The 17,287-nt window shown below is 41.0% G+C and carries 11 protein-coding genes; 7 read left to right on the top strand and 4 right to left on the bottom strand.

Translation table 11 applies throughout. The annotated features are described in order from the left end of the window. The first annotated feature begins 166 nt into the window (after positions 1–166). The 7 genes from ACYTPF_RS02415 (at position 167) to ACYTPF_RS02385 (ending at position 10,544) form a co-directional block, all read left to right on the top strand. The gene (locus ACYTPF_RS02415) at positions 167–3,253 is read left to right on the top strand and encodes an SNF2-related protein (RefSeq protein WP_461851082.1); all 3,087 of its coding nucleotides are present in this window, start codon (positions 167–169) and stop codon (positions 3,251–3,253) included. Between the two features lie 33 nt (positions 3,254–3,286). Then, on the top strand, positions 3,287–4,936 hold the full coding sequence (locus tag ACYTPF_RS02410; RefSeq protein ID WP_461851081.1) for a hypothetical protein: 1,650 nt from the start codon (positions 3,287–3,289) through the stop codon (positions 4,934–4,936). Positions 4,937–4,943: 7 nt separating this feature from the next. After that, complete coding sequence (locus tag ACYTPF_RS02405) at positions 4,944–5,222, top strand: hypothetical protein (protein WP_461851080.1); 279 nt, start codon at positions 4,944–4,946, stop codon at positions 5,220–5,222. A gap of 77 nt (positions 5,223–5,299) precedes the next feature. Further along, complete coding sequence (locus tag ACYTPF_RS02400; RefSeq protein WP_461851079.1) at positions 5,300–6,295, top strand: competence protein CoiA family protein; 996 nt, start codon at positions 5,300–5,302, stop codon at positions 6,293–6,295. A 227-nt stretch (positions 6,296–6,522) separates the two neighbouring features. Next, positions 6,523–6,789: a hypothetical protein gene (locus ACYTPF_RS02395; protein ID WP_461851078.1), complete on the top strand. Its 267-nt coding sequence runs from the start codon at positions 6,523–6,525 to the stop codon at positions 6,787–6,789. A 154-nt stretch (positions 6,790–6,943) separates the two neighbouring features. Further along, positions 6,944–8,509: a DUF262 domain-containing protein gene (locus ACYTPF_RS02390; RefSeq protein WP_461851077.1), complete on the top strand. Its 1,566-nt coding sequence runs from the start codon at positions 6,944–6,946 to the stop codon at positions 8,507–8,509. Continuing rightward, positions 8,502–10,544, top strand: coding sequence for a DUF262 domain-containing protein (locus ACYTPF_RS02385; protein ID WP_461851076.1), 2,043 nt, complete (start codon positions 8,502–8,504; stop codon positions 10,542–10,544). The genes ACYTPF_RS02390 and ACYTPF_RS02385 overlap by 8 nt, the downstream gene beginning before the upstream one ends. A 158-nt stretch (positions 10,545–10,702) precedes the next feature. Here ACYTPF_RS02385 and ACYTPF_RS02380 read toward each other — a convergent pair whose 3' ends face one another. From ACYTPF_RS02380 to ACYTPF_RS02365, 4 genes are read right to left on the bottom strand one after another with little or no spacing between them, the layout of a single operon-like run. Then, positions 10,703–11,359 (bottom strand): arylamine N-acetyltransferase, encoded by a 657-nt coding sequence (locus ACYTPF_RS02380; RefSeq protein ID WP_461851075.1) that lies wholly within the window; start codon positions 11,357–11,359, stop codon positions 10,703–10,705. Then, the gene (locus ACYTPF_RS02375) at positions 11,356–12,792 is read right to left on the bottom strand and encodes an asparagine synthetase B family protein (RefSeq protein WP_461851074.1); all 1,437 of its coding nucleotides are present in this window, start codon (positions 12,790–12,792) and stop codon (positions 11,356–11,358) included. The genes ACYTPF_RS02380 and ACYTPF_RS02375 overlap by 4 nt, the downstream gene beginning before the upstream one ends. Beyond that, the gene (ribA, locus tag ACYTPF_RS02370; protein ID WP_461851073.1) at positions 12,793–13,866 is read right to left on the bottom strand and encodes a GTP cyclohydrolase II RibA; all 1,074 of its coding nucleotides are present in this window, start codon (positions 13,864–13,866) and stop codon (positions 12,793–12,795) included. It lies immediately after the preceding gene. Next, positions 13,850–17,230, bottom strand: coding sequence for a glycosyltransferase family 2 protein (locus ACYTPF_RS02365; RefSeq protein ID WP_461851072.1), 3,381 nt, complete (start codon positions 17,228–17,230; stop codon positions 13,850–13,852). Before ACYTPF_RS02365 ends, ribA begins: the two co-directional genes overlap by 17 nt. Positions 17,231–17,287: the final 57 nt, after the last annotated feature.

Below are 17,287 nucleotides of genomic sequence, written 5' to 3'. Positions count from 1 at the left end.
AAAGTGTGAATGATTGGCTAGCGATTAACCATAAACTCGTTTCTTTAAATTTCTTATCGAAAAATACGTAAATAGAATTATAAGGTGCTTGCAAAGTTGACCGCACGGTATAATCTTGTTTACTGTGCAAGAATATCTAATAGGTTAAGTAAATCTGAGGTTTAGCATGTCAAATGGATTTGAAGCCGGCGTCCAGGTTCGATTAATTAGCGATCCTGGACGGGAGGGTATTCTCTCTGGTCAAACGCGTGATAGGCGTGGTGTTAAGATGCACTTTGTGCACTTTCCCGACTCACCGACGTGGTTACGCGAAGAAGCGCTTGAACTACTGGATAGTGCTACTAATAATACCGTGTCCATGCTTGAAAAAAAGCAATTTGGCAGGTTAGCTGATTACCGCAGAAACCTTACCTCTATTCAATTGTCAGGCAAGCTGGCAAATCTTATCTATTCCATGAATACAACAAATACGGAGTTTTATGCTTACCAGTATAAACCTGTTTTGTCGTTTCTAGACTCTCCATCAAAAGGTATTCTAATTGCTGACGAAGTCGGGTTAGGTAAGACCATAGAGGCTGGATTGATATGGACCGAGCTTAGGGCAAGGTATGACACACGGCGACTTCTGATTGTTTGCCCTGCCATGCTACGCGAAAAGTGGAAAGATGAGCTAGCGTACCGTTTCGGCATAGAGGCTAAACTATTAAACGCTGATGAATTAGCAAAAGAACTCTCAAGAGACAGACATTCAATACCACCTGGCCAGGCGATTGTGTGTAGCTACGATGGTATTCGACCTCCTCGCGCAAGTGGTAAAGAACAGGGCGTTGAAAGGGGCGCAAACAAGCTTTCGACATTACTGGAAACAATGAGCGGTGAAGAGCCTCTTATCGACTTAGTCATATTTGATGAAGCCCATAAAATGCGAAACCCAGAAAGCGCGACGGCCAAGCTAGGGCGGCTACTCCGGGATGTGAGTGACAAATTAATTTTGCTTTCCGCTACGCCCATAAATTTGCATAGCAACGATCTTTATCATCTTCTAAACATCGCAGATGAAGACACCTTTAGCGATGAAAATATATTCCCAGCAGTGTTAGACGCTAATGAGCCTCTTATTCGTGCTCGTAATACAATATTAGACAGGCGTAAGCCATGGCGCGAGACACAAAAAATTCTGATGGGCGCGCAATTTGATCCGTTGCTAAGTGAAAGTCAGCAGTTAGCAAATTTGGTGAGTGAAAAGATTAATGAAGATTCATTGGACGATGCTGAGCGTATTAGAATTGCTGACAAGATTGAGCGTTGTAATCTCTTATCAAAGGTAGTGACTAGAACAAGAAAAAGAGATGTAAAAGAACTTAGGGTTATTCGCGAAGCCGTAGCCCCACAAATTGACATGACCGAGCAGGAACAAGACCTGTATTTAAAAGTGACTAATGTTGTAAGGCAGCACGCGCAAGATTTAGATATCAGTGAAGGCTTCTTGCTTGCCACACCTCAACGACAATTATCCAGCTCAATGTATGCTGCTGTAAGATCTTGGCAGAAACGTTCGATGTCTTTTACAGAGTCTGCGTACGAAGACTTAGGTATTGAGGTAGAGGAAGAAGAACGTGGCACCTTGTTAGAAACGATTATTGAAGAAGTGTTGCCAGAGGTGGATTCAAAGTTACTTCGTGATAATGACAGTAAATTTGATGCCTTTTTGAATGTGGTTTCGCAATACTTTAATGATTTTCCATCCGAAAAAATTATCGTTTTTTCTTATTTCCGAGAAACTCTTAGGTATCTTTCAGATCGATTGAGCGAGTTAGGTTTTTGCAATGAAGTTTTGATGGGGGGAATGAAGGAATCGAAGCAAAGCATTCTAAATCGCTTTAAAGAGAACCCTGCGTGTAAAATTTTGCTCGCCTCCGAGGTTGCCAGTGAAGGTGTCGATCTTCAGTTTTGCCAAATGTTGATCAACTACGATTTACCTTGGAACCCCATGAAGATAGAGCAGCGAATTGGTCGTATTGACCGTCATGGGCAAAAAGCAGAAAAGATAAAGATATTCAACTTTTGCTACGACAATACCATTGACCAAAGAATATATGAGCGGCTGTTTCAGCGACTCGATATCTTTCAACGAGCCCTTGGTGATATGGAAGCCATACTGGGTGAACAAATATCACAGTTAACCAGAGAACTATTTTCATTTAAGTTAACGCCTGAGCAAGAAGAGGCGAGGATAGAGCAGACCTCTCAAGCTATTGAAAGGCTTCGCGCAGAAGAAAATGCATTGGAAGAACAGGCTTCGAATCTTATTGCACATAGTGGTCATATATTAAATACGGTGAAGGCAGCACATGAATTTAGTAAGCGGATCACCGAGGCAGACCTTGTCATTTACGTTAAGGACTACTTGGAAAAGCATGTAAAGGGCTTTCAGTTTATCTGCGAAGACGAGAACACCAACGAATACAAAATTAAATTACCTGGTGATGTAAGTGCAGAATTAGAGCAGTTTATTCAAAAACGCAAATTACATGGTTTAACAAACTTGAGTAGCGGCCATGTGGTCACCTGCGTTTTTAATAATAACGTTGTAGCACCTACGGGCAAAAAAGAAGGTATTAACCAAACTCACCCCTTTATTCAATTTATTAGCTTCAAACTTAAAGAGCTCAAAGAGTCGTTTGTGCCTTTAGTTGCGCTTCGTGTTGATGCTGAAGAATTACCTGGAGTACCGGTAGGTGAGTATGTTGCTTCGATAAAGCGTTTCAATTTTGAAGGGTTGCGAATTGAAGAGTCTTTAGTTTCTCTAATAGTTAGGGTTGAAGACGAAAAGCTGCTTAATTCAGAACAATCACAAGAAATTACTAACTTACTGCGTTTTAAAGGTAAAGACTGGCTGGAAGCAAGAGCTGAAATTGATGTTGCGCATTTCCAACAGGCTTTTGACTTATGCGATGAGTTGCTAGACGACGACTTTGAACGCGAAGAAAAGGCTAAAACCGCAGAGAACGAAGACAGGGTGAACTTACAGATAACCACCGCTAAAAAACACTTTGAAAGACAAATTGCCAGTTTAAAAGAAGTGCTATCGCGGCATGAATACAATAACCGTATAGGTCTAGTTAAAGCGACCGAGGGGCGTATTAAAAAGGCGCAGGAGAGGTACGACAAACGACTCTCTGAATTAAGGGCGAATAAGTCATTGAAAAAATACCATGAAGACGTATGCCACATAGCTTTGAGTGTGATTTAGAAAATTAGTTTTACAGTTATACAAGGAAGTAACATGAAAAAGACATGGCAAGATAACCTCGAAGAGTGGAAAAAAAGCGGTGTGTTTCCAAGTGCCAAAAAAGATAGCGTAGAGGTTAGAGTTAAGAAGCGGAAAACGTTGGGTTCTTCAAATGAAACTAACGTAGTTAAAAACAAAGGTAAAGTTAGCCCCATCAGCACTAAAGAGCCTAATACACAAGCACGACGCAGGAAGCAGCATGCAAAAAGGAAAAAGCAAAAGGCTAAATTCCAAAACGAGCCCCTTGACCTTATTGGCCCGGCTGTGTCTGCAGTAGAGTCTGATACCGTTTTAAAGGTCACACCTAAGAAGATTGAAGTAGCTGAATTTAGCGAACAACATAAGCCCGATAGAAATGGTTTAGAGCGTTTTGAAATAAATGAAGCGAGCATGGAATCGATGAATTGGGTCGCTGACGACAATATTAAAGGAAGAGATGCTGACTTCTTTATTGGGCTAGACTTTGGTACCGCTTTCACAAAAGTTGTGATAGGCGTTGAAGGCACATCTTATGTATTAAAGCTATCTCCTAACGACGGGTTACAGCCCTCATCTATTTTCATCGCTTCTGATGGAAGGTGTTCACTTCGTCAGAAGACTGGGTACACTTTATACACAGATTTAAAGCTACCCATTCTTACCAAAAACGCAGCAGAAGAAGACTATGGTTTGGTAATAGCATTTCTTGCGTTGATCTTTATTGAATGCAGGCAGTGGTATTCAACATCCCACCTTACAGACTTAATTCCTGACTGGTTTGTAAATGCGGGACTACCTACACAATCTTATGAAGATGAGCGATTGAAGGCTGAATATTGCAGACTCATCAAGGCTGCATGGGCGCTGAGTTATTGCGAAGTTGTTTCGTATCAGGCGGCTATAATTCTTTTCCGTTCGATAAGTGGAAAGTATGTTCCTGAATATGCGTATTTCCATGATGAACGAATCAACTGTTTTCCCGAGTTCGTAGCTCAAATTACCGGGTATGTGCGCTCACCGAGGCGCCGCATGCATTCACACCTTATTGCAGATGTTGGAGCAGGTACATTAGATGTTTCCTTATTTACTGTTAAAGAGAATTCTGGTGAATGGCTTTTCAGAGTGCATGACAGAAGTGTTAAAACCCTAGGTGCTGATTTCTTAAATAAGCACCGTGGCGCACACATTAAAGCAGCGAAAAATGCTGAAACCTACAAATTTACGACGTCAGATACATTAGCCAACTTGCTAAAAATCCCTCTAGAAAAGTTAATTAGCGTTGATGAACCTTTTGAAGCAAAAGTAAATAATTCCTATGCAACAAGGATTGATGCACTTGGCGTACCAGCAAGCAAAATAGCAGAGAATATCGTTATTTTTGTTTGCGGGGGGGGAATTTCAGATTACCTTTACAGCAAAGCGATGGAGCCAATACAGAGACACTATAAAACTGAAGTCGTCCAAATTCCTAAACCAGACAGGTTGATGAGCGACTTTAACTTAGATGAAGATTACCATCGCTACTCCGTTGCTTATGGTTTATCTCATGATCACTTTGATATTGGTGCGTGCATTCAACAACATATTGAATCACTAGAACCTGCCAATATTAGCAAAATCGAAACACAAGGTAGAAAAAATAGGGAGGAGCTCTATAAGAGCTAATTACGTTATGGAAAGTAATTCAAAAAACACAAGACAAGCGGTTATTAAAGAGTGCATGGATATTCTTCCTCAACTGAGGGAGCGGTTTGGGCAAAATTCTGTTTATGCGTGGAGTAATCGTATCCCTCAAGAGCTAGCCGAAAAAATGAAAAGCGTTGGCATAAAGAGTGTAAGCCAATCAGCTAGTACCGGCAGCTGGTTTATCCATGATGATTCTGAGTATTCAAAACAAAAATCAAAAAATTTTGTTTACGATACGATTGATGAGTCGGAGAGCCTTCTTTGAGTTTTTTGCCGTTATTTCTCACTTTTTCACGAATGGCGTGAACATAAAACTCAATTGTAGAAAATGCTGAGCGAAAAATGGAAAGCTTAAAAGTCCCCTATGGACTGGAAGATTCTGGCCAGTTAGTTACTGCAGCCAAAGCACAGAAGAATAAAACCTACTTTTGCCCTAACTGTAATTCGCAGTTAGTACGACGAGCCGGTGAAGTAAAAGTAAAGCACTTTGCGCATCCGTCGACAGCAAATTGTAGCCAAGAATCTATATTACATATTACGGCTAAGAAGCTTATAGAGTTTGCCATACGCTCAAATTCATTATCGCAGATAGAAATTACTCTTCAAAGCGACTGTTATCAGTGTAGTATTGAATTCAATACTACTCTGCCTTTTGGAACCTTCACCAGTGCCGCACAGGAAGTTGCGGTTGCAAACTATGTTTGTGATGTTGTTGGATATCGAAGTGGAGGCACTTCGCTTGGTATAGAAATTTTTCATACCCATGAAGTTGATGTTGAGAAGGCTGCTAACTTGCCTATACCTTGGATAGAATTAAAAGCAGAAGACGTTATTAACGACCCTCATCATTGGAAACCGACGCAAAGTAAGCTCAAACCGTTATTTTGTTCGGGATGTAAAAATCATATAAAGCATGTTCAATCTGTAGCTAATAGGTGGAATATCGATAGCACTCTCTATACTCCTATAAAAAACGCATTTTTAGCAAACTACGTCGCCGACGTTGAAACTTGTTTCAGGTGCAAAGAAGTTGTGCCGGTATTTTGGTGGAAGGGCGTACCTTTTTGCGAACAAGAACCACTGCACCCTAGGCCTAAAACTATCAAGTATCGCAACTCTAAAAAGTACGGCGGCTCATACTGGGCAAATACGTGTGCAAACTGCAATATGATTCAGGGCGACAATTATCTCTTTTTGTTTGACAATGCGCCTTTCAAAAATATGCCGGTATCGGAGAGTGAGAGAGAACAGGACGGTGGGCTTATTAAAGTTGCTACTGGAGATGAAGCGATATCAGAGATGATGAAGGTTATTAAGCGTAACTTTCCGCGACCATAAAAAGCTGAATGTAAGCTTTCTTTGTTGGCCGTTAATCCGACAGTTGAGATATTGATATTATACTTTATGTGGCTAACGATATTAACGGATCGTGTTAGAAGACCTTTTTTTGATATTTAAATCTGACTGCGCTTAATAGATTGTAGAGTATGGTCTAGGCGGGGAAGTGTCATGTTGTCTCAATAGTAAATTTGAAACATGTGTAACTATTTATAGGGTAGAGGACAATGGAAGATAAGAACCAAAAAATCATTAAGTACTTAAACACAGTCAAAACCCGTTGTACTTATGGTGTTGTAGCCGAGATTCTTGGCGTAAACTCGCGTTCTGTGGGCATTTATTTGGGAAAGCGTCGCCCTGAGGTATCTTGGGTTGTGAACGCAAAAACAGGTGACCCTACGGACTACGAGGAATCAGAAAAGCATCCAGAGTTATATCGGACTGAGCGTATTATCAAGTCAGCTGAGGTAATTCGAAGAAATATTGGTGTTTGAGCGTTTCAGGATGATTGTATGACTTATTTTCTTTTTTAATCTTGAACCGACAAAGTTAGTAAGATTTTTTAAAAAATAATCACAAACATAACGGAAGCGGTCAAAACTAACATGCTAGATTTTAGATGCGGATTTTATATGGCAAGGAAGGTGTATGTCGGTTGAAGTTGCGAGTTGTACCTTAGCGCAGTTGTTCAGTAGTCAACGTATCGTTTGTGCTAATAATACGGAAATTGTTGGAGAGTTAGCAATACCTGAATACCAGCGCCCTTATTGTTGGGGCGAAGTGCAAATTAAAAAACTGTTGAGTGATTATCAGCTTTTCTTGGATGATTTGTTACAAAGCCAAACTCTTTACGAGTATTACCTAGGCAGCGTGATTTTGCATCAGTCAGCGGAGAACGGTCAGTTAAATATTATTGATGGTCAGCAGCGCTTAACCACATTAGCATTAATTATTTTTGTACAGCATTTATCTCGTATTACTAAAGCTACAAACACTTCTGATGATAATAAATTTAATTGTAGCGCTTTCGAATTGTCGCTTAGTTATGATTCGCCGGAGTCACAACAACAAATCGTCAAAAACCTTGCTTGGTTAAACGAGCAAATAAAAGGTGATTATGCCAGCCAAATTGCTACATTTGATGCCCATAAAATCAATTTAACATTGGTTGTTACTCGCTCAGAAGATGATGCATACCGTTTTTTTGAAACCCAAAATACAGGAGGCGTTAGACTAAGTGGGCCAGACATTATTAAAGCGCACCATCTTAGGGCTGTTGAAAGACAAAGCCAGAATGAGTTTGCCTCTAAATGGGAAGCTTTAGGCGATCTAAACCCCGTTGTTGGCTCCATAATTAAGGGGCGCTACTGGCAAAAATTGTACAATAGAATTGTACCTTCCCATCGGCAACCTCATCTGGTGAGAAGTGCTGTAGTAAATGAGCTTGGAGAAAGTACGGGGAGAGGTGAAGATATAGCGTTTGGCCGCTTTGAACGTGCTTATTTGCTTGACGGTAGTCAAATAGATAAACAAGCACAGCAGGGTTATGAGCTAAGGCAGCCATTGAACAGTGGTGTTAATACCATTCATTATTTGAGCTATTTTGAACAGTTAAGAGACAAATATTTAAAGAGTGGATTAAAACAAAAAAAGATAAATGTTAATACTTCTGATATTAGTGGGAGTACACTTTCGCGCTTTTTCCATTTTTATCGAAACCTCATCTGCCAGCTTGATGGCTGCAGCTATTTGAAAGGGCTATATGATACGGCTTTGCTTATTTATATTAGCCAATTTGGTGAGCAACAATTAGACATTGCGGCGAAGAAATTGTTTCGCGTTATTTACTCGCCTCGCGTAAGCAATCAAAAAGCGGTGAGAGAGAGTTCTATCTCCGCATTTGTTCGCGATACCCCTGTATTGGATTGGATTACAGCCAGCTACACTCCAAAAATGTGCTTCGATTACCTTGATCGCTTTAGCTTTAGGGCAGACCCCGCCAATTTAGCAGTTGATAAAAACAGCGTTAAAAAACGTTTTGTATTTAACGTATTGCAGCACTTAGGTATAGAGCTTGTTAAAGACGACTCAGCCCAAGCAATTGCTGACAATTATACAGCACAGTTGGATGCTTATATTCTTCCTTTAAGTTCTGAAGCAGAGCCTTCGAATCAGGTGCTTACGCGAAAAAGTAGTGGAGGACTGCATGGTTAATATAGTTACGAGTGAAGCCAATGGAAAAGGAAAACTATTGATACAGCATCAAGTTGAAACGCAAGTGCTAACGTTAAGTTACATTCAAATGAATGAATATCAATTTAGCATACCTAGTTATCAGCGCCCTTATATTTGGCCTGATGAAGCCGTGCTAAAGCTGTTTAAAGATATTAACGATGCGCGCGTGGCGAAAGAGCCCAATTATTTTATTGGTACGGTGCTAACGTCTCTAGAGCAAGACGAAGATGGAAATGGTATTTATGAGCTGATTGATGGACAGCAACGCACCACCACATTAATGCTTATTGCACTTGCTTTTAAAATGGCAAAAGTTGATTCAGCTATTGCTGATATCGCCGCTTTCAGCAAGCAACCTAGACTGCAATTTAAAATTCGTGACCAAGTGCAGCACTTGTTGGGTAGTTTAGCAGGCCTAGATGATTATGTATTTCCTGGATTGGAAGCTATCGATGAAAATCCCTATTTGAATCGCATATACGCAGCATTGCAAGTATTAGAGCAACAAGTAAATGCGCTGGAAAATCAAGACCGTATTTTGCTAGGCGATTACATTTTCAAAAATGTGCAATGGGTGAATAATATTGTAGCTCCACAAATGGATTTAAATCGTTTATTCGCAACAATGAATACTGCCGGCATACAGCTTGAGCAGTCCGATATATTGAAGTCAAAGTTGCTTAAACAAATCTCTACTGATAAGCCATTATTCGATGCTATGTGGTTAGCTTGCGAACATATGGAAAACTACTTCGAACGTAACGTACGCAAAGTTTTTCCTAATGCCCCGTGGAACGATATTGAGCCTGAGCATTTAGCCTCCTTTAATGAAACGTTATTTGTAAAGAGCTATGGTGGGAATACGCCCAAGCAGGGCTTGACCATTATGCAATTGGCAGAGCAGTTAGAAGCAGCTGCAGAGAGTGATAACAAAAATAGTGAAGATAACAAATTGGACAATGAACAGGATGCTGGCTCCTACGACTTAGAAACCGAAACAGTATACTGTCGTCCTATAATTGGTTTCCCACTACTACTCATCCACGCTTACCGAATATATTTAGCCAACCGTGCTGTTGAGTTTGATGATACAGACGATGTAGTCCCTCGTGTGCATGCAGATAAACTACTGGAAACCTTTGATCCGCTGACAAAGGCCAGCGAAGAAGAAGTAAAAGACTTCATCAAAACCTTGTGGCAAGTACGTTATCAGTTTGATCGTTGGGTAGTTAAGTGGGTAGAGCGAGACGATAGTGATGATGAACAACTACGATTAACTTATCTAACAAAAAACGAATCAGGTGGTAATCGGTACATTAATCGTACCCAAAAAGAACTAAATGAATTAGTGATGCTTCAAAGCGTGCGAAACTTTACCGGTGAGCGCAGCGCTCAGTATTGGCTCACGCCCTTTATCGCGGGTTTGATAAGAGAAAATATTACCAAAGATGCACAAGCCATAGCGTTGCTTGAGAAAATCGATAACGACTTGTCATTAGCTGCTGAGTCAGAGACTCAAAAAACGGCCAGTTTCAAGCAAGCTAAACAACAGCAACCTGAAATCGACTCTTGGCAAAAAATCATTGATTACTTTGCAGAGCCTCGAGGAACCAGCTTTGAACATTATTGGTTCCAAAAGCTGGAATACATATTGTGGAAAAAAGAAACAAATAAGCATGTCAAACAATTTAGCAATTACCGTATCACGGCGAAAAACTCGGTCGAGCATGTATATCCTCAGCGTGAAGAATACCAAAATATAATGGAGCGTGACTTTTTGGATGCTTTTGGAAATCTAGTTTTATTGAGTCCAGGTGAAAATTCGTCATATAGCAATCAAGCGGTTAAGAAGAAACTAGTTGATTTTGAAGCAAAGCCTCAATATGAGTCGTTAAAGTTAAAAGCCATGTTCAAGATATTGAAAGAACAGGGTGACTGGCAGAAAACGCAAATACAATTTCATCAAAAAGAGATGTTAAATGCGTTAGCAGCCCACTATGGGGTAACAGTATGATCGCAATCAAGCAAACGGATATCAGAAGCAGCGAATAAACATAGCTTAGATAAGACGCGTTAAAAAGACTCAAAAAACCAGAAGTTAAACAAGAGGTTTTGATTTAAATATCATCAATATCCGGACTGAAGATGTTTTACGCGGTACAAAATTTGGCACTAAAGAAAATAACTACTTACATCAAAACCGAACTCACTATTTATAGCGGAGGGAATTTCTTTCTCTCGCAGCTCCAATGTGGAGAAACTGTCCATAGAATATCGTTCTAAACGATTACCCCTTAAAAACAAAAACGCGTTTCCAACTATTAGCGAAAAACGAAGGCTTGTTGAAAAGGGGTATTCAATGCCGGACGTGTAGCGGGAATTTATTTGCTCTTGAATCTCAGTTTCAGATTTAGGTGTGACGTTTATTTCCATCTGAAGACTTTCTTTACCTTGCCTTTGGTGAAATATGCGAACCCAATTTTCCGTAACAACGGAGCGATATGTCATACCAAAACACTCGAAATAAACCCCTTCATCAGCAGGAAATAGATTTAGTGCAGGCCAACCGTTTCCCACGTCTGCGAAAAATACACGTCCTTCAATATCAAGACGGACTAGACGATGGATCTCTTGTCCACCAATAAAAGCACTGTGAAGTTGAGCATTCACATTATGCTTTTTCAAATCATTTAGAAACGCGAGTGTTTTGTCTGAGCAAGTACCTCCGGGAACCCCTCCTTGAATTGGACGACCATATAGTAGATCTAAGTTATGAAACGGAATAGTATCGAAATGCTTGTACATAAGCTGTTGGATGTCGCTAATCATCGATGTGTTTCCCCTCTGGCATTAATTGCCGAGTCGAAAACGGGGTACGAATGAAAATAGTCATCGGAGTGGTCAAATTGAAAATGCCGCTTCCAAATGTCGAGAAGTTCATCTCTCTCACTGCGATCATTGCGTTTTAGGTAGTTAACCACCATTCCTCTGATACCCGAGCCTACGTCACATGAGACCTTTTTTCTTAGCAGAACTTTAGTAGGGAGAAAGCCGTCAAATACTCTTCGCAATGTAACTTTATTCATCCCGTCACTGTAGAGTTCGTCATATTCTAACGTATCACTAAACGCTCTAACGTCTTTATCCAGAAATGGACATCGAGGCTCAACACTATTGGCCATACATGCCATATCAAGTCGACGTAACTCAGTAAATGTCATATCGTTTATTAGTTGCTCTCGTGTTGCTTTCCAAGGATCGACTTCAGAAAAACTATGATACCCACCAAAAAGCTCATCAGCGCCTTCGCCGGTAAGTACTACCTTAATGCCTGCTTGGTTGGCTGCCTTTGCTAGAAGAAAAGTAGCTAAACCATTGCTTACTACTGAGGGGTTATAGCTTTCAGTAGCGTAAACGACTTGACTGATGAGGCGTGGTAGTTCGGCAATTTTAGGAAGTGGAATTTCAACTACGTTTTTCAGCCCTAAATATTGTACAACTGTATGAGCTGCACTAAGATCATCTCCGTCGCAATTGCCTAGCGTAAAGTAAACTACATCGTCTCGAAGTTTCGATGCAATACTCGCAACAAGTGAGCTATCCAACCCGCCACTCAAGAAAATTGCTACCTTTTGGTTATGATTTGGCAGTCGCTTGCGAACTCCCTCAATTAAAGCTTGTTCAATACTCAAGGTGCTCTGAAAACGCCTAAAGCTTTTAACTAAGGTCACTGCACCCGTTTTCAAACAAACTTTTGAAACACCTTTGGGGAGCGCGTCAAACCACTCAATTGATTTTAACGCTTTTAGCTCGCTGGATATGAATATCTGGCCTTGGGAGCTTCCAACGTAAAGCGGTTTCTTTCCCATAGCGTCGCGAAGACAAATAGCGTGGATTCTGTTTGGTTCGATTAAAACAGCAGAATAGAAGCCATCTAATTCTTCAATCACGTTTTCATTTAGCCGTAAATAAAGCGGTAAGACAACGCTGGTATCACATCCATGACTTTCTAATTGATATTGATAAGCTAAATCGCTGAAGTTATATACCTCACCGTTTATAACACCAAGCCAGCCCTCAACTTTGAAGGGCTGTCGACCAACCTGAACGTCACCATTAATCGCAAGACGTTGAAAACCAACGGCGAATTCATTCTCTGTTAATACAACTTGTTCGTCAGGTCCACGATGCTTAATTCGCTTAATACATGCGGGAATTAATGTTTCGGCTTGTTTACCCGCTAATATAACTATACCGCACATTTAATTTACTTCTGCCAGAGCGGATGAAACAACGCTTTTACTATTAAGCTCGGACCTTACCTGCATTAAGAGTTGACCCAGTCGGTTTTGGCCAGAGCCATCACCAGGATCGCCCCAATATTCATCGTTATCTGTCAATTCAATTAGCAAGCGATTGCCAGAGGATAGGAGCTTTTCTGCTAAATCAGGGTGTTGTTTAAATTTCGCCCTCAAAGCTTCGAGCATAAAATGCTCCCGAACATCGATCCAATCTGCTCGTCCATACTCTTCTAGGTGTTGATTAGCTTCAGACTTGGCTAACATTGGGGTAGCAGCACACCTAATCTGTTCCTTAAGCTGTTGAGATTCAAATTTCTGTGCTTGGTAATAATGCTCTGTCGTAGGCCAAATCTTACCGTCAAGGAAAACTGAATGTCTTGAGAAATTTGAGAGTTCTCCCCATGGTTGGTCAGAGTGGTAAAAATGAATAGGTATGTCTTTATTGCTTTCAAATGCTAGAGGCAAGTTGTGGCCTAATTTTTCATTCTTGGTGTGCAGGTACTCTTTGTTTTCAGGTCGAATATTCGGGTTTGTGTGCACAACCGAGGTTTGGATACCATGATTATTCAAAAATTGGCGTTTACGAGGGTTATTTGACACCAATCGTACTTTTTCAATGCCCAGTTGCTTTAATACAGACACCGCCTCCGCATAGCTACGAATGTCTTGCTCAATACCAAGCTGCTCAAAAGCTTCCGCAGTGTCGACTTGTTTATCTTCCATCACTCGAACAGCATTTATTTTCACAGATAAGCCGTGTCCACGGCCCTCTTGCTGTTGATAAACAACAATACCACGTCCCTCTGACGCGATTTTTTTCATTGTTTCAGTCAGTTGATCAGCGCAGTCACAATCCAACGCGCCAAATACTTCAGACGCACGGCAGGAAGAGTGCACTCGAAATAGGGGCCATTCTCCTTGCGCAGAGATATCACCCATGCAGACAATGCTGTAATTTTCGTCCAAACTATCATACATCCGGAACTTACCCATTGGCGTAGGAAGAGTACACCAATTATCAATTTGTAGTTTCAAAATATTTCTCCGTTACTTCATCGCTCTCACAGATTTTAGTGTTGTGACTTTTGCACGCGTATTCACCACTTGTTGATGTCGTGTATGCTTCGGTTGAAGTTGTCATCTGCGTTAAAAAGCTGGATATTTCATTTTTATCTAAGTCGTGAATTGCTGATTTAATTTCTTCAAAAGCGTTTAGTGAAAACTCTTGCTGAAGGCAATCTGTTAAAGCTTTTAACTCTTTGCAAAAAGGGCCGTTCGCAATCGCTTTTGCTAACCCCGAAATACGGTAAAAGCTTTGCTCTAAGAGTCGTAGTCTAGAGTTCATATGACTCATCGAACGCGAATAAATATCTGCTACCTCATCTGTTGAAAACTTCAATCTGTGTTCAGAGTTTTCTCCCAAAAACTCTACGAGCCCGGCGTAGACTGCAGAACCAACTATTTCGCCTTGTACTTTTTCCGAATTTATTGTTGGTTCTGAATAACTTCGTCCGACGTGATGCACAGGAAACGAAACTGACTTAAGCGTCATTCTTTGGTAGTGCTTATTGATGATTGCCCAGATCATGTCTGAACGGCGGGCTTCTTTACCATTCAATAGTGGGGATAAATTAGGCGTTTTTAAAAGTGCTTCGGGGTTGAGTATGAATGTACAGCCCCCTCGATTTACAGAATCCTTTGCTTCGCTAATTGGGTTTCGGCATGGCGCTGCGATAATAGAACGAGTCAGTGGAGTGCCATCAAGGATACCCAAAGCGCCCGAGAATAATCGAGCTCTAGCCTCTCTGACTGTTTCAAATGGATAACTAGGCTCAAGCCAAAGCGGTGTTTCCAAATGAGCGCTATGCTTTCGAGAAAGGTCATAATAATAGTCCGAGAACGTTTTACGAACTGCTCTATTTTCTTCAGTGCGATCGGGTAATAACGCATCTTCTGGCAGCTTTGCCAACCAAATAGCGTTATGCATTAAGTCCATCAATTGAACTCTTAATCCGTTCAACGGGGGGTTAGGGGATGAACCTTCATAAGCGCCGAAAAGTACATCTACGTTATGCTCTCGAAACGCGGGTAGCCACTCAATGTATTCACGCGCTCGCACATCAATGCGCATATCATCATCAAGTAACCAGCCAATCGCGCCTGATGATTTTTCAAGTTCGTTACCTATGTAACGTTGAAGCATGGTTCGCGCAAATGCTATACCCACTTGACCTGGAGGTCGGCTTTTAATTTCAGACCCAAATAATCCTGATTTTGCATTTTTAAGCTGAACTTCTTCTGAAATAAAATTAACTGATAACCGATCGTCAAATGATTCGCCTTTAAATTTGATAAAGTCAGATGCGGTACAGCCATTACACAAAACAAAAACTGATAATGAAGTTATGCTTTCATGGTCGTGCAATACTCTAAGACTATTGAGTAGAGGCATTAACATCAGTGGGTCTGCAGAAATAACGCCTATTACAAGCTTGAAAGCTTTATGACTAGGGGCATTTTCAAACACAGTTTCGACTGGCTTAACTCGATCAATAGGGTAGTCTAGCTTCGCACGGAAAGCTGCATAACCGGATAGCTCAGGCATGGCTAAATGATTAAGAGATTTGCGCATAAGTTGTTTTAAATCATCGCGATGCGCATGGTGACATGATAAATATGCACGCCTAGCCATATGCTCGAAGCCTAGCTCGTTCCATGGACGGATATCCGATCCATAATCAATTAGCTTAACTTCTGTTTCTGTTGTTATCAGGTTTTTAGGGTGGATGTTATTGCAGACAATTCCGGCGCGAGTACAACCGTTTATGAGCTCAATTACGTGCTTTTCGAAACCACCGTTATAGGCCAAGCTTTCGTCATATGGATACGTGATGAGTACCCAAGCACCGTCCCTAATAACGTGATGGAGAGGATAGATACCAGGAACGTTCGTCCATTTGGCTCCACAATCGCGCAAGAATTCGAACTGCGCTTTGGGTGTACGGGTTTTCCAATAGTCAATGCATTTGTAAACAGTTAAGCCATCGGTAAATACAATTGCTTCTGAACCAGAGCCTAATAGGCGTAAGTTATGTGTATTGAAGTGGTAGTTAACTCGATGTTCTGCGGTAACCAAACGTTGAGCGTAAATTTCTTCTTCAAGGTTTTCTGATTCACCTTTTGAAAACATCTTATCTGAGTACTTTTCCGTATTGAGTACTTTTGCGCCGTTAGAGATCAGGTATGATTCTGAATCATCAAAAAGTTCTAAGTGGGGTTTTGCAAGGCTATCTATTACCCACACAGTACTGCCTGGTCGAAGTTTTGAAACATTAACTGCGTAGCTTTCTAGATGCTCAAGTTTCTTTACTAGAAAGCATCCTATTCCTAAATCTCTCAAAGTTTTTGCTACGTAATCACCGAGTGAGTCGTGAGGTTCAGTGTGGAACACAACATCTAAGCCTACGAGATCGATTGTTCGGTAAAAATGGAAAAACACGACAATTTTATCGAGTAACTCCCGTGTCACCGTTTTGGAACAGCAAAGAACAAGCGCTTTATTCTCAGGGCAGCACTCTTGTGAAACTTTTTTCGTAGGTGGTTTCCAACCGAAGAGTTCGTGAGCGCGTTGTTTGAAGCTTGTGGCCTCTGATGCATTCATTCGACTTTGGTACTTTGTCCAAAAAGAAGAAAGGCCGTTAAGTTTTGATTTGCCACCGCTATTGCTTAGTCGCGTTCTATTAGCTTCAGCGTAGTGAACAATTAAAAACTTGGGTAGCGCTCGATAACGCACAGTGCTCAGCTCACTTAATCTAATACAAAGATCGCGGTCGGTAGAGCTAGCTAGAGACTCATCAAACCCTCCGGTTTGCAGGAAAGTACTCATTCGAAGAAACAGGTTGGAGCCTTGAATTCCAGGGTTGCCTGTTAAAAATAATGAGGCTTCTAGTTTAGCCGGAGCGGGAGTTTGGATAGGGCTCTGACAGTCACTTTCGATTCGATTAAATCCGCTGGCTACCATATCTAACTTATAAGACTGCAACGTTTTCATGCACTCTTCTAGATACTTGGGATGCCATGAGTCATCATCATCTAAAAACGCTAATATTACATTTTCTGCAGCGTCAACTTGAGATGCGAGGTATTGAACCGCACTATTCCAACAACCACTTGCTCCATCAGTGCGTGTGTTTAATCTGTAAGTCACATTGCAGTTGGGTATTTCGATTCCTAGAACAGTGTTTCGATTCAGGCTACGAATTTCTAAATCAGAGTCATCACATACTATTAGAAAGTCGGGGGGCGTAGATTGATGAGCTATTGATGGAAGCGAGCGCTTAGCCAGTAACTTGTGACGATTTTTAGTGGCCACGATTACCGCTAGCTTAATTTGTGACATCAAACTTTATTAGTCCTTTATCAATTGATGGTGCTTTCGCGAGTTATCTAGAGTATT

The organism is Alteromonas sp. HB246098 (assembly GCF_054890645.1).
The sequence above is the reverse complement of the archived record's forward strand: the minus strand, read 5'-3'. Positions and strand labels throughout refer to the sequence as shown.